The following is a 13,422-nucleotide window of genomic DNA, read 5'->3' on the forward strand; positions in this document are numbered from 1 at the left end:
AGGGGGGAGCGCGGCAACCGCGCTTCCCGCTTTTATTGAAGGCCTCCCATGTCCGAAACCCCAGACCTTGAATGCCGCGACATCTGCAAGAGCTTTGATGATTTCAGGGCGGTGGACAACGTCAGTTTCTCCGTCCCGCAGGGCAAGTTTTTCTCCATCCTCGGGCCGTCGGGCTGTGGCAAGACAACGCTGCTGCGAATGATCGCGGGGTTTCAGAAACCCACCAGCGGTGACCTGCTGATCAAGGGGCGGTCGGTTGTGGATGTGCCACCGAACAAGCGGCCCGTGTCGATGGTGTTTCAGCACCTTGCCCTGTTCCCGATGATGAACATCGGCGCCAACGTGGGCTTTGGTCTGCGCCAGCGCGGGGTGAACAAGACGGATGCCAAGAAACAGGTGGAGCGGGTGCTGGAGCGTGTCGGGCTGGCCGGTGTTGCGGACCGGGCTGTCAGTTCGCTGTCGGGCGGGCAGAAACAGCGTGTCGCCATCGCCCGCTGCATGGTGCTGGAGCCGGACGTGCTGCTGCTGGATGAACCGCTGGGCGCGCTGGATCTGAAGCTGCGCGAACACATGAAGATCGAGCTGAAGCAGTTGCAGTCGGAATTCAACACCACCTTTGTCTACATCACCCACGATCAGTCAGAGGCGCTGGTGATGTCCGACCAGATCGCGGTGATGAACCACGGTGTCTTTGAACAGGTCGGCACGGCGAAAGAGCTCTATTATGAACCGCAGACCGCCTTTGTCGCCGGGTTCGTGGGTGAGGCGAACAAGTTTGCCGCCACGGTCGAGGAAATGGGCGGCGGGCTGCTGACCCTGCGCAGCGAGGCGGGCAGGGTGATCACGGGCGTCGCGGCGGGGCAGGGGTTGGCCAAGGGCGACAGGGTGCGTGTCTTTGTCCGGCCCGAGGCGGTGCGTCTGTCGCGCGCGCCGCAAGACACCATCGGAAACGGGGGCGAGGGGACGGTGCAAAGCGTGCTGTTCAACGGGGCCAATTCGCAGGTGCTGCTGCGCGATGCGCAAAGCGGCGCAGAGATCAGCGTGGCCCTGCCGCAGACCGGCGAATTCCGCGACCTGCAACAGGGCGATACCGTTCATTTCCGCTGGGACGCGGAGCAGACGCGGGTCTATGCCGATGGCTGACCGATCGAAACTGACGTTCTACCTGCTGCTGGCCCCGCTGCTGCTGTGGCTGGTGACGCTGATCATCCTGCCCCATGTGGGCATGTTCATCGTCTCCCTGCGTGAGAAGGTGGGCGTCCGGGAATACGAGACCAGCTTTGCCAATTATGCCGTGTTCTTCAACGAACCGCTCTACTGGAACACCTTCGCGCGCACGGCCTATATGTCGATCGCCTCTACGGTGCTGACGCTGCTGATCGGCTTTCCGATCGCTTATTACATTGCCAAGCTGACGCGCGGGCGCAGCAAGACCACGCTGTTCCTGATGTGCCTGATCCCGTTCTGGGTCAGCGAGCTGGTGCGCACCTTTGGCTGGATGATCCTGCTGCGCGAGACCGGGATATTTTCGAACCTGCTGCAATATGTCGGGCTGGCCGATGCGCCGGTGGAGATGCTGTACAACGATGCCGCCATCATGGTGGGGCTGGTCTATACCTCCATGCTGTTCATGGTGGTGCCACTGGTCACGACGCTGGACAGTCTGGACGACAGCCTGATCGAGGCGGGCTATGACCTGGGGGCCAGCGGCATCGCCATCCTGCGCGAGATCGTGATCCCCCATGCCATGCCCGGTATCGTGTCGGGCTGCATCGTGGTCTTCATGCTGAGCCTTGGCAACTACCTGACGCCGATCCTTCTGGGCGGCAAGGACAGCCTGTGGTTCACCGGGCTGATCTACAGCCAGTTCATCACCCGCTTCAACTGGGAGCTGGGATCGGCCTTTGGCTTTCTGTTGCTGGGGCTGTCGTCGCTGATCGTCTTTGTTGGCCTGAAACTGACCCGGCAATCTCTGGGCAAGACGATGGCCCAGACATGATTACCGGCATCCCCCAAAGCGGCGCATTCAAATGGACCTACCGGGCCTATGTCGCCCTGTTCTTCGTTTTCCTGGCGCTGCCGCTGATCACTGTCTGCGTCTTTGCCTTCAACGATTCCGTGTTTCCCTCGCTGCCCTGGGAGGGGTTCACCTGGGCCTGGTTCTTTGGCGATGAGGCACCCTATATCGGTGTCTTTCACGAAAGACCGATCCTGCGGTCCATCGTGACATCGGGCATCGTGGCCTTCTGGGTGGCACTGCTGTCGGTGGCGGTGGGCACCTGCAACGCCTTTCTCTTCGTGCGGCACGATTTTCCGGGCAAGGGCGTGCTTTATATCCTGATGCTTCTGCCGCTGATCATTCCCGGCATCATCCTGGGGATCTCGATCCTGGTGTTTTCATCCTCGGTCGCCAACACGTTGGAGGATGCGACGGGCCTGTGGTTCGACGGGCTGCGGCCCGGTCTGATCCTGGTGGTGCTGGGGCAATTTTCCTTCATCACGACATTTGCCACGCTGGTGATTTCTGCCCGGCTGCAAAAGTTCGATCCGGCGCTTGAGGAAGCGGCGCTAAACCTGGGTGCGACCCGCTGGGGGGCCGTGCGGGCGATCACGCTGCCGTTCCTCTACCCCGCAATGGGGGCCGCCGGGGTCGTGGCGGTGCTGATGAGTTTCGAGAATTTCAACACCACCCTGATGCTGGTCGGATCAGACGCCCCGCTGACGATCACCATGTTCGACCGGCTCAAGCTGGGTTCGACCCCGGTGCTGAACGCGGTTTCCCTGTTGCTGATCGTGGTGTCGGCACTGTTGGGGCTCGCCTCCCTCTTGTTGGAGAAACGACAGGATTGACGACCGGGGCCGGTAACGCCCCTGACAGGGGTCAGCCCCGGCCTTCGCGGACCGTGTCGATCATCAGCTGCACATTCTCGGGGTCGGCGTCAGGCGTGATGCCATGGCCGAGGTTGAAGATATGTGGCCCGCCCGACAATGCCTTGACGATGCGGCGGGTTTCGCTGACCAGCGCGTCGCCGCCCGTGACCATGTGAGAGGATTTCAGGTTGCCCTGCACGCAGCCTGCGGTCTGGACGTGGCTGGCCGCCCATTCGGCACTGACGCCGTCGTCAATGGCGATACATTCCGCGCCGATGGCCTTGTGCGCCCCTTCATAGCGCGCATCAGCTCCGCGCGGGAAGGCGATGACCGGCACACCGGGATGCATCTCGTGCAGGGCGCTGGTGATGCGCTGCATGGGCTTCAGGGAATAGGTGTCAAAGTCCGCCCCCTGCAGCGACCCGGCCCAGCTGTCAAAGATCTTGACCACCTCTGCGCCCGCCTTGATCTGTTCGGAGAGATAAAGAACCGTCGCTTCGGTGATCTTGTCCATCAGCGTCTCGAACACCGCGCGGTTCTCGGATTTCAGCGCATGGGCCGGCCCCTGGTCGGGCGTGCCACGTCCGGCAATCATATAGGTGGCCACGGTCCAGGGCGCGCCGGCGAACCCGATCAGCGTGGTTTCCTCCGGCAGGCCCTTGGACAGAATACCAACCGTCTCGTAGATCGGGCTCAGCCTGTCATGGATGGCCTCGGCGGGTTTCAGGGCCTCCACTTCGGCCTGGGTGGTGATGGTGGACAGGCGCGGCCCCTCGCCGGTGACGAACCACAGGTCGGCCCCCAGCGCCTGCGGCACCAACAGGATGTCGGCAAAAAGGATCGCCGCATCAAAGCCATAGCGGCGGATCGGCTGGAAGGTGACCTCGGCCGCCAGTTCGGGATTGTAGCAAAGAGACAGGAAATCCCCCGCCTGGGCGCGCGTCGCCTTGTATTCCGGCAGATAGCGGCCCGCTTGCCGCATCATCCATATGGGCGGGACCGGAAGGGTTTCGCCCGCCAGCGCGCGCAGGATGGTTTTTGTCTTGCTCATGGGGGTACTCTTGATGGAAGTGTTTCATCTATCATGCTTTTTCAGCGGGGGAGAGACAAGAGTTGTCAGCCCGTTAATGCAAATGTACGAAAGGCCATGACCTTTGATTTGCCCAACCCGAAGAACCCCCTGAACATCGGCACCCGAGGGTCCCCGCTGGCGCTTGCCCAGGCGCATGAGACCCGCGACAGGCTGGCGCAGGCTTTTGCCCTGCCGTTGGAGGCCTTCACCATCGTCGTGATCAAGACGACGGGGGACAAGATCATTGACCGCCCGCTGAAGGAAATCGGCGGCAAGGGCCTGTTCACGCGTGAGATCGAGGATGATCTGCTGGCAGGCAAGATCGACATCGCGGTGCATTCGATGAAGGACATGCCGACGCTTCAGCCGCAGGGGCTGCTGCTGGATACCTACCTGCCGCGCGAGGATGTGCGGGACGCGTTCATCTCGCCCCGTGCAAAGGGGCTGGCCGATCTGCCCGCAGGCACGGTGGTGGGGACCTCCAGTTTGCGCCGGCGGGCGCAGCTGAAACTGCGGCGGCCCGATCTGGAGGTGGTGGAGTTTCGCGGTAATTTGCAGACCCGGCTGATGAAGCTGGATCAGGGTGTGGCGGAGGCGACGTTCCTGGCCATGGCCGGGTTGAACCGGTTGAAGATGGATCAGGTGCCGGCGACCGCAATCGAGGTGGACATGATGCTGCCCGCCGTGGCACAGGGGGCCATCGGGATCGAGCGTCGGAGCGATGACACCCGCATGGCGGAAATGCTGGAAGCGATCCATGACCGGACCACCGGCCAGCGGCTCACGGCCGAACGGGCGTTTCTGCAGGAACTCGACGGCTCCTGCGAGACACCCATCGCCGGGCTGGCTGTGCTGGAGGGGGGCGCGCTGCAGCTGCGCGGCGAGGTGCTGCGCCCGGATGGGTCCGAAGCGCTGAGCGACGCGATCACCTGCCCGGTGGAGGATGGCGCTGGGGCGGGGCAGGACATGGCCCGCAGGCTGCTTGCGCAGGCCGGTCCGGGGTTCTTTGACTGGCGGGCGTGAGACCCGGCAGGGTGCCAGGCGCGCCGTACCCCGGGGCGGCGGCTGAACCGACCGCCGACAACCGGGCTGCAAAAACACAGATGCTGTGACTTTCGCGGCAATTGCCTTATGTGAAGCTATGGTAACAGCATCGCTTGCAGTCAGACCGCGAAGAATGAATGCAAGGCCTGACGGCGGTGTTGCGATGGCCGCTGTTGGCCATTGCATTTCCTGCCGTTTTGAAGCATCGCCGGTATCCCAAGGGCAGCCCTGTCACTGTGGTGAGTAAAGTAATGGCATCAAAGTTCGATCGGTATCTGGTTTTGGAACGGAATCCTGCCTATCGGCCGGTTGTGGCCGAGGACAAGGCCGGTGGCTATTCTGCGGAAGACGTGAACCGGTTGTTGCTGGATGCAGAGCAGATCTTTGACGCTCAGCTGCGCAAGGTGGAGGAGCGGGCGCGGTCCTTGCGCGTCACACTGGCGACGCGCGAACGTGAACTTGCGGACCTTGCCAATCTGGCCGATCAGCGCAGCAATGCGGCAGAGGCGGAACTGACCGCCCGTGCCAGTCAGTTGGAAGCGCAAGCGAGCGCGCTTGCAAAGCTGGAGGCCGAGTTGAAAGCCGGTGCAGCAGCGCTGGCCCGGCAGAAAGACGAAAGCGCCCTTGAGCATCAGCAGCAGGCCGGGGTTATCGCAGACCTCGAACAAACGCTTTGCGATATGCGTGCCAGCAGATCCTGGCGTCTGACCCGGCCACTGCGCTGGCTGGCACGCGGCCGGGGGCGGGGCTAGGCAATGCCCCAGGACCCGATCAAGGTCATCGAAGACAGCGCGTTGTTCGATGCTGGATGGTATCGCCGGACCTACCCGGATGTCACCTTGTATGACCGGTCGGCGGCACATCACTATGCGGTCTACGGCGCGAAGATCGGCCGTGACCCGGGCCCGGATTTCAGTTCCACGGGCTATCTTGCCCGCAATCCTGAGGTTGCCGAGGTCGGGCACAACCCGCTGTGGCATTATGAGCTTTTTGGCAAGCACGAGGGCAGGGAGGCATCGCCCAGCCTGCTGGCTGACAGCGCCCCGTTCGATCCGGTGATGCAATCCCTGATCGATCGCAGCGTGGCAGAACCCTTGCCTGCCGCCGCGCAGGAAACCCTGCAAAAGACATTTGCCGCCAGGCTGCATCAGCGGCCCCATCGGCTGATGACAACATTCGAACATGCGGCGGCCAGACGCTTCGTGAACGCGCTGAGCGCGCAGCACGATGCGGATCTGGTGGCGCGGAACACCTTCGTCAGCGTGATCATGGCGACCTACAATCGGGGGGCGACCCTGACCGCTGCGGTGCGTTCCGTGTTGGCCCAGTCGCACCACAACCTTGAGCTGATCGTGGTGGACGACGGCAGCACCGATTTCACAATTGACGTCCTGAAGGGCCTTTCAGCCGATCCGCGGTTGATCTGTTGTCACACCGAACATGCCGGGGTGTCCGCCGCCCGTAACGCGGGGCTGGCCCGGGCATCGGGCGAGGTGATTTTCTACCTCGACAGCGATAACCTGTGGACGGCCGATTTCCTGCGACTGATGCTGATCGCGCTGGAGACCTCCGGCGCGCGATGTGCCTATGCCGCGAGCCTGTTGCTCAACCGCGATGGCGCGGTGGCAGGCTACCGGGGCGAGCCTTTTGACTGGGCGCATTGCGTCGACGGCAACTACGTCGACCTGAACGTGTTCTGCCATCGGGCTGACATGACAGGCGAATTCGGCACCTTCGATGGCCAGTTGCGGCGGATGGTCGATTGGGATCTCATCCTGCGCTACACACAGGCAGAACGGCCTGTCTATTGCCCTTTCATCGGGTGCCTCTATTCCGACGACGCGCAGGACAAGTCGCGGATTTCCACTTCAAAGCCCTATATTTTCGAGCGGGTCGTTTCCTACAAGAACGCGCGTGGCTTTGCCACAATAGCAGAAACGCTGGCCGATCTGCGGTTTTCCATCGCGATCAAACAATCCGCTGCGCCACAGGGTGACACGACAAAGCGCCTTGTGACCGAACTTGAGAAGCGCGGCCACCGCCTGCAGGTGGACGGACCGGATACATGGGCGGCGCGCCATCCACATGTGAATGAGGTGGTGCTGATCCTGCCAGACGCATCGGATTACCCGCCGCATCCCGAACAGTTCAATCTGGCTTTGGGTGTGGCTGCCGATGATCGGGAGGTTGTCCAGGGGGTTGTCGACGCACTGGACCGCGACGCGGCGAGGATCGCTGACGAGATCGAAGCGCGGATCAGCGCGTACCTGCAGTTTCGCCACCCGGCATAACATGTGCCTCCCTGATAATATCGAGCGTGTCTAACCGTCCCGCAACGACGGGGGCGACCACAGGCACTGCCGCTTGATCCACTTCAACCGGCACAAATCCCATGCCCATCGAATTGGGAAACACCAGCTTGCCCTGCCGCACCATGCGACACCGATCCGCCACCGTGCTCGGAAACAGATCATAGCGCTGAGCCACCCTTTTGACCGTCTCACCCTCAATCAACGTCTCTGCCACAACCTTGGCACATTGATGCCGTCGGGGGTGGTCACATCATCAAGGCCCCCCAGACCCAAGACTGTTGCGCGATCAAGGGAATCGCCTGTAGGCTGCTGCACACCCGCAACCGCCAGAGGTCAGCCGTGCCCCGCGCCCCGTCCCACGCCGACAAGGTCCTGCAAGCAACACAGTCGTCTTCTGCTGCTGCCCGGTCCCAGATCGCGGCCAGCTGGCACCGGTCGGTGCAAAAACACGGGCTGACCCCCGACGAACACCGCGCGCCCGAACGGCTGGAGCAAAGCGCCCTGAACCAGCGCCGCACCGAGCTGGAACAATTCCTGAGCGTGGCCGCTCCGCGTCTGGACGCGCTTTATGCGCTGGTGGGACTGTCCGGCTTTGCCGTTCTGCTGACCGACAGCGACGGTGTGGTGCTGGACCAGCGCATCTCCGACGCTGACACCGCGGCCTTTGAACGCTGGGGCCTGTGCGCCGGGGCGAACTGGAGCGAGGAGCGCGAGGGCACCAACGGCATCGGCACCTGCCTGACCGAACGCCGCCGCGTCATCATCCACCAGGGCGATCATTTCCTGTCCCGCAACACCGACATGAGCTGTATCGACGCGCCGATCTACGGGGCCGATGGCGCGATCATCGGCGCGCTGGACGTGTCATCGGCCCGCGCCGACCAGACCGAGGCGTTCAACCGCCTGATCAGCGCGCAGGTCGCCCAGACCGCCCGCGCCATCGAAGAGGCCAACTTTCGCTCCACCTATACCCCCGCGCGGATCATCGCCGCAGGCAATGACAGCGACGCCGCCACGCTGCTGGCGGTGGACGGCAACGATCTGGTGGTCGGGGCCACCCGCGCCGCACGGGCGCTGTTCGGCATGGCAGGCACCGGCCCGCTGACCGCCCGCCCCGCCGCCGACCTGCTGGGGCGCGACGACGAGGTAACCGGCTTTGAACGGGCCGAACGCGCCGCCGTGCTGCGCGCGCTGGCCCGTGCCGGTGGCAACGTCTCGCAGGCCGCGCGACAGCTTGGCGTGGGCCGCGCCACCCTGTACCGGCGCATGAAGCGGCTGGGCCTCGACGAAACCTAGGCTCGCCTGTCTCACTTCCGAGACAGTTTTCCCGAACTTTCACTTTCCCCCTGATGACGGCTGCCCCGCGCCCCGTCACCTTGTGCGCAATCCGGGAGGGAGACCCGGTGCTATCAGGAGGAAACACACATGAAAGATCTCGCACATACCGAATCCGGCACCTACACATCGCCGTTCAAGACCCGTTACGACAACTTCATCGGCGGCGCCTTTGTCGCCCCCGTGAACGGGCGCTATTTTGAAAACGTCACCCCGATCACCGGTGAAAAGATCAACGACTGCGCCCGTTCGGACGCCGCTGACGTCGAACTGGCGCTGGACGCCGCCCATGCCGCCAAGGGTGCATGGGGCAAGACCTCGGCCACCGAACGCGCCAACCTGCTGCTGAAAATCGCAGATGCCATCGACGCCAACCTTGAGCTGCTGGCGCAGGCCGAAACATGGGACAACGGCAAGCCGATCCGCGAAACCATGGCCGCCGACATTCCGCTGTCCGCCGACCACTTCCGTTACTTTTCCAGCGTGCTGCGCGGGCAGGAAGGGTCAATGAGCGAGATCGACGCCGACACCGTCGCCTATCACTACCACGAACCGCTGGGCGTGGTCGGCCAGATCATCCCGTGGAACTTCTCGATCCTGATGGCTGCGTGGAAACTGGCCCCCGCATTGGCGGCTGGCAACTGCGTGGTGATGAAACCCGCCGAACAGACCCCCGCCGCGATCATGGTGCTGGCCGAGATCATCGCCGATATCCTGCCCGCCGGTGTGCTGAACATCGTCAACGGTTACGGGGCCGAGGTCGGCGCGGCGCTGGCCACGTCCAAACGCATCGCCAAGATCGCCTTTACCGGATCGACCGCGACGGGCCGCACGATCATGAAGGCCGCCACCGAAAACCTGATCCCCGTCACGCTGGAACTGGGCGGCAAAAGCCCCAACCTGTTCTTTGCCGACATCATGCGCGAGGATGACGCGTTCCTGGACAAGGCGGTCGAGGGGTTCGTCCTGTTCGCCTTCAACCAGGGTGAGGTCTGCACCTGCCCGTCGCGTGCGCTGGTGCAAGAGGACATCTACGACGCCTTCATGGAGCGCGTCATCGCACGGGTCAAAGCGATCAAACACGGCGACCCGCGCAACCCCGAAACCATGGTCGGCGCGCAGGCCAGCAAGGCGCAGCAGGACAAGATTCTGTCCTATTTCACCATCGGCCGCGAAGAGGGCGCCGAGGTGCTGATCGGCGGCGCGGCGGCAGAGTTCACCGGCGAACTGTCGGGCGGCAACTACATCCAGCCGACGATCCTGAAGGGCCACAACAAGATGCGCGTGTTCCAGGAGGAAATCTTTGGCCCCGTGGTCTCCGTGACCACCTTCAAGGACGAGGCCGAAGCCCTGGCGATTGCCAATGACACCATGTACGGGCTGGGCGCCGGCGTGTGGTCGCGCGACATGAACACCTGCTACCGCGTCGGCCGCGCGATCGAAGCGGGTCGGGTCTGGGTGAACAACTATCACGCCTACCCCGCCCATGCGGCCTTTGGCGGCTACAAACAGTCGGGCATCGGGCGTGAAAACCACAAGATGATGCTGGACCACTACCAACAGACCAAGAATCTGCTGGTCAGCTACAACCCCAACAAGCTGGGCTTTTTCTAAGATCCGGCGAAGCGGCCCCCCGATCCGGGGGCCGTTTTCGGTTCAATCCGGACGACTTGGCGCCACAACTGCGCTGCATGCAGTACACACAACACTTTCCCGGCCAGTTCGATTTCAACTTGGACAACGATAGCTGCTGTCACATCAACTTGCCTTGTCTGCGAGAGAGTTGGCGCCGTAAATCTGGACAGTCGGGACAGGTGGAGTTTCCGCGCTACAGCAGCATGATACGGATCCGTCGCAAAGTTTGCACTGACACGACGTAACGGGCAGCCCCCGCCGGGTTGCCCTTTCCGGATCATGTGCGCTGTTTCGATCCCCTGCGCTTCAGAAGGATGTGCAATCGCCCCTTTCGGGACATTGCCGCGCGATGCCCTGTCGGGCAGTGAATAGCCATACCGACGCTGCTCGGCAGCCAAGTCTTTCATCCTAGTCCGCAGTTCCGCATCGGCAAGGCGCTTCGAAGGCCACTTGTAAAAAATTGCATCGCTGACGCCGTGCTTTCGGCTCAACTCTTTAGCACCGAGCCCAGCCTGATGCTCTTTCAATATCCCAGTGATCTGTTCTTCGCTGAAACGGCTTCTCTTTATCGTCTGACTCCTCAGTTGGAGAACAGGCTAGCCTCAAATCGAGGGCCTTTCAGGGGAGCAGGTCAGCTGACTTGGAAAATCGCTCCACTACCGGCAAACTGCTGCTCCGACCCGCCGGCGAATTGTGATGGCGTAATAACAAGATCGAAATGAACCAGTCGGTGGCGCGGCGGCGCCACCTGCTTCTATGTGGTGGCCCGGTGTTGTCAGCGGTTGTGTCGCAAATGCCTGTATAGGCTGAAATGCCCCGACTTCTGGACAGAATTATGCTGCGCGTTCCGCGAATGGCCGGAATGCTGCGGTCCCGGCTCCTCGTCAAGCGAACCTGCGCCGGTCAAAGTACGGGGCCGATCGTGGCAATCACGTTATTCCAGATGCGCCTGTGCCGTGGCCATGCGGCCACCAGATCAAGGGTCACGGGAGCAGAGCGCGCGATATAATCCGCCTGGCGCTCGCGCACGGCCCGGGTCACATCCTGATCCTGCAGCAGAATGTTGTTCTCGTAGTTGAGGTCAAAGCTGCGCAGATCGAGGTTCGACGAACCCACAAGCGTCACCTTGCCATCCAGCGTCAGCGTCTTGGCATGCAGCAGGCCGCCCTCGAATTCATGGATCTCGCATCCGGCAGAGAGCAACCTGCGATAATAGCTCCGGCTTGCCGCGGCGACGATCCAGCTGTCATTTACCCTGGGAAAGATCAGCGTCACCCTGACGCCGCGATGAGCGGCGGAACACAAGGCTTCCAGAACGGTCGCATCCGGTACGAAATACGGGGTCGAGAGTGTCAGGCTGTCCTGCGCACAAGTGATGAGGTTTGAGAAAAGCTGCGGCGTGGCGCCCCGACGCTCGGTCGGGCCATCGCCCATCACCTGCGCCGGGAACCCCTCATCGGTCGGGCTTGCTGTCAGCGTGAAGCCATCGGGCGTGTTTCCGGTGGCCTGCATCCAGTCACTGAGGAACAACAGTTCATTCTGCGCGACAATGGCGCCTTCGAACCGCAGCATGATGTCGACCCAGGGGCCATACTTTGCCTTGACGAGAAATTCCGGATCGGCCGAGTTCCGGCTGCCGCAATAGGTGATCCTGCTGTCGATGACCGTGATCTTGCGGTGATTGCGCAGGTCTATGCGACTGGTCAGCAGCGTGCGGATCAGGTTCCCGAAAGGCAGGGCCACGGCCATCTGCACGCCCGCATCCTTCATCTGCTGCCAGAGCGGCGACTTGATCAGGGCCCGCGACCCCAAACCATCGGCCATGGCCCGGCAGGTGACACCGCGCTGTGCCGCGCGGATCAGGGCCTGCGCGACCTCCGTGCCGGTCCGGTCGTCGAGCCAGATGTAATAAAGCACGTGGACATGGCTTTGCGCGGCGTCGATATCGGCGATGAGATGCGCGTTCGTGGCTGCGGCGTCGGCCATCACCTCGGCCCGGTTCCCGGCAACCGCGTGGAAGCCGTTGATCGACGCCGCATATCGAAAGGCCGACCTGTAAAGCGGGTCGATCAGCCGCTCCGTATCATCCGGGTTCCCCATGAGGTGGGGTGCCCTGGCACGGATCTGGTCGAAAACCTCCTTGTGGCGCTGGTTCGCATGGTTCCCGACGTCGATTTCACCAAACAGGAAATAGATCACGGTTCCGACATAGGGCAGCACCGTAAGGATGATGAACCATGCCAGACGTGCCTGTGGCGAAAGATCATCGCGCAGCAGGATACGGAGCGTAAACCCGATCACGACCAAAATATGAGCCGTGAGCAGAATTGTCGTCATGTCATGGTCTCCGTGAAGGCAATGTCGATGACGACGGGCAGGTGGTCCGACGCGCGTTTCGCCAAAGTGGAATGATGCACATGTGCTGACACTGCGCGTAACCCCTTGCCGAGGACAAATCTGTCAAGCGCGGCGGTCGGACGGGTCGCGTGGAAGCTCGGTCCCGGAGAGACAACATCTGCCGGCGCATCGAAGGGCAACCGGCCGACATTCCACTCGTTGAAATCACCTGCCAGCAGAACAGGATGATCGCGATCTTTCATCACCTCTTGCAAGGTCGACATCTGTTTGCGCCGCATACCCGGCGTAAGCCCGAGGTGGACGCCGATCACCTCAAGCTGCGGTTGCTCCAGCCGCACCGAAACCGCCCCGCGCGGCTCCAGTGTCGGTAGCTCGATCCTCTCCGGGACATGATCCGCAAAGCGTGATCGCACCAGTATCGCGTTCCCGTGCCAGCCATGACTGAGCGGATGCAGGGAAACATCGGTCATGATGTAATCAAACTCGGTTTCCAGGCGATCCAGAGGCAGCACACCTGCCCGGGTGCCGACCCGCCGGTCCGCTTCCTGAAGAACGATGATATCCGCATTGATTTCAGCCAGGACATCAACAATCCGATCCGGGTCGCGCCGCCAATCAAGGCCAACGGCTTTGCGGATGTTGTAACTCGCGACCCGCATATATTCCTTTCCTGCGATATCTTTGCGGCCCCACTACCGCAGATCACCGATCGCGCTGTCAAGCTGGTTGTCCGCGACATACGCCCGCGTAGGGAACTTCATTTCTCACGCTCGATCTTTCCCGAAAGATGCAAGT

The 13,422-nt window shown here is 62.3% G+C and carries 11 protein-coding genes and 1 pseudogene; 8 read left to right on the top strand and 4 right to left on the bottom strand.

Translation table 11 applies throughout. From position 1 onward, the window contains the following. Positions 1 to 48 precede the first annotated feature (48 nt). Genes PVW51_RS14715 through PVW51_RS14725 form a run of 3 tightly spaced genes read left to right on the top strand, consistent with a single transcriptional unit; the run spans position 49 to position 2,850 of the window. Positions 49 to 1,143 carry an ABC transporter ATP-binding protein gene (locus PVW51_RS14715; RefSeq protein ID WP_274575797.1) on the top strand — a complete coding sequence of 365 codons (1,095 nt, stop codon included), beginning with the start codon at positions 49 to 51 and terminating at the stop codon, positions 1,141 to 1,143. Continuing rightward, positions 1,136 to 1,999: an ABC transporter permease gene (locus tag PVW51_RS14720; protein WP_443069504.1), complete on the top strand. Its 864-nt coding sequence runs from the start codon at positions 1,136 to 1,138 to the stop codon at positions 1,997 to 1,999. The genes PVW51_RS14715 and PVW51_RS14720 overlap by 8 nt, the downstream gene beginning before the upstream one ends. Beyond that, entirely contained in the window at positions 1,996 to 2,850 is an 855-nt protein-coding gene (locus PVW51_RS14725) for an ABC transporter permease (RefSeq protein WP_269360901.1), read from the top strand. The genes PVW51_RS14720 and PVW51_RS14725 overlap by 4 nt, the downstream gene beginning before the upstream one ends. Before the next feature lie 31 nt (positions 2,851 to 2,881). Here PVW51_RS14725 and hemE read toward each other — a convergent pair whose 3' ends face one another. Then, positions 2,882 to 3,922, bottom strand: a complete 1,041-nt coding sequence (gene hemE / locus PVW51_RS14730) for a uroporphyrinogen decarboxylase (protein WP_114276710.1) — start codon at positions 3,920 to 3,922, stop codon at positions 2,882 to 2,884. Between the two features lie 96 nt (positions 3,923 to 4,018). Here hemE and hemC point away from each other — a divergent pair, with 96 nt between their 5' ends. From hemC to adh, 5 genes are all read left to right on the top strand, one after another. Further along, on the top strand, positions 4,019 to 4,966 hold the full coding sequence (hemC, locus tag PVW51_RS14735) for a hydroxymethylbilane synthase (protein WP_274575798.1): 948 nt from the start codon (positions 4,019 to 4,021) through the stop codon (positions 4,964 to 4,966). A 272-nt stretch (positions 4,967 to 5,238) separates the two neighbouring features. Continuing rightward, the gene (locus PVW51_RS14740; protein ID WP_274575799.1) at positions 5,239 to 5,739 is read left to right on the top strand and encodes a hypothetical protein; all 501 of its coding nucleotides are present in this window, start codon (positions 5,239 to 5,241) and stop codon (positions 5,737 to 5,739) included. A gap of 3 nt (positions 5,740 to 5,742) precedes the next feature. Then, positions 5,743 to 7,278, top strand: a complete 1,536-nt coding sequence (locus tag PVW51_RS14745; protein WP_274575800.1) for a glycosyltransferase family 2 protein — start codon at positions 5,743 to 5,745, stop codon at positions 7,276 to 7,278. Between the two features lie 360 nt (positions 7,279 to 7,638). Next, positions 7,639 to 8,595 (top strand): GAF domain-containing protein, encoded by a 957-nt coding sequence (locus tag PVW51_RS14750; protein ID WP_274575801.1) that lies wholly within the window; start codon positions 7,639 to 7,641, stop codon positions 8,593 to 8,595. A 129-nt stretch (positions 8,596 to 8,724) separates the two neighbouring features. Further along, entirely contained in the window at positions 8,725 to 10,248 is a 1,524-nt protein-coding gene (gene adh / locus PVW51_RS14755; protein WP_274575802.1) for an aldehyde dehydrogenase, read from the top strand. A 404-nt stretch (positions 10,249 to 10,652) separates the two neighbouring features. On the opposite strand, the pseudogene PVW51_RS14760 reads toward adh, so the two are convergent. From PVW51_RS14760 to PVW51_RS14770, 3 genes and pseudogenes are all read right to left on the bottom strand, one after another. After that, positions 10,653 to 10,838 (bottom strand): annotated as a pseudogene (locus PVW51_RS14760) (transposase); the annotation flags it as partial. Positions 10,839 to 11,172: 334 nt separating this feature from the next. Next, the gene (cls, locus tag PVW51_RS14765; protein ID WP_274575803.1) at positions 11,173 to 12,606 is read right to left on the bottom strand and encodes a cardiolipin synthase; all 1,434 of its coding nucleotides are present in this window, start codon (positions 12,604 to 12,606) and stop codon (positions 11,173 to 11,175) included. Beyond that, complete coding sequence (locus tag PVW51_RS14770) at positions 12,603 to 13,286, bottom strand: endonuclease/exonuclease/phosphatase family protein (protein ID WP_274575805.1); 684 nt, start codon at positions 13,284 to 13,286, stop codon at positions 12,603 to 12,605. The genes cls and PVW51_RS14770 overlap by 4 nt, the downstream gene beginning before the upstream one ends. Positions 13,287 to 13,422 lie beyond the last annotated feature (136 nt).

This window comes from Sulfitobacter sp. PR48, assembly GCF_028807335.1.
Taxonomy (GTDB): Bacteria; Pseudomonadota; Alphaproteobacteria; order Rhodobacterales; family Rhodobacteraceae; genus Sulfitobacter.

Bases quoted from the DNA above. Each gene is read 5' to 3' on its own strand.
- PVW51_RS14715 (WP_274575797.1), top strand. From the start codon at position 49: ATGTCCGAAACCCCAGACCTTGAATGCCGCGACATCTGCAAGAGCTTT.
- PVW51_RS14720 (WP_443069504.1), top strand. From the start codon at position 1,136: ATGGCTGACCGATCGAAACTGACGTTCTACCTGCTGCTGGCCCCGCTG.
- PVW51_RS14725 (WP_269360901.1), top strand. From the start codon at position 1,996: ATGATTACCGGCATCCCCCAAAGCGGCGCATTCAAATGGACCTACCGG.
- hemE (WP_114276710.1), bottom strand. From the start codon at position 3,922: ATGAGCAAGACAAAAACCATCCTGCGCGCGCTGGCGGGCGAAACCCTT.
- hemC (WP_274575798.1), top strand. From the start codon at position 4,019: ATGACCTTTGATTTGCCCAACCCGAAGAACCCCCTGAACATCGGCACC.
- PVW51_RS14740 (WP_274575799.1), top strand. From the start codon at position 5,239: ATGGCATCAAAGTTCGATCGGTATCTGGTTTTGGAACGGAATCCTGCC.
- PVW51_RS14745 (WP_274575800.1), top strand. From the start codon at position 5,743: ATGCCCCAGGACCCGATCAAGGTCATCGAAGACAGCGCGTTGTTCGAT.
- adh (WP_274575802.1), top strand. From the start codon at position 8,725: ATGAAAGATCTCGCACATACCGAATCCGGCACCTACACATCGCCGTTC.
- cls (WP_274575803.1), bottom strand. From the start codon at position 12,606: ATGACGACAATTCTGCTCACGGCTCATATTTTGGTCGTGATCGGGTTT.
- PVW51_RS14770 (WP_274575805.1), bottom strand. From the start codon at position 13,286: ATGCGGGTCGCGAGTTACAACATCCGCAAAGCCGTTGGCCTTGATTGG.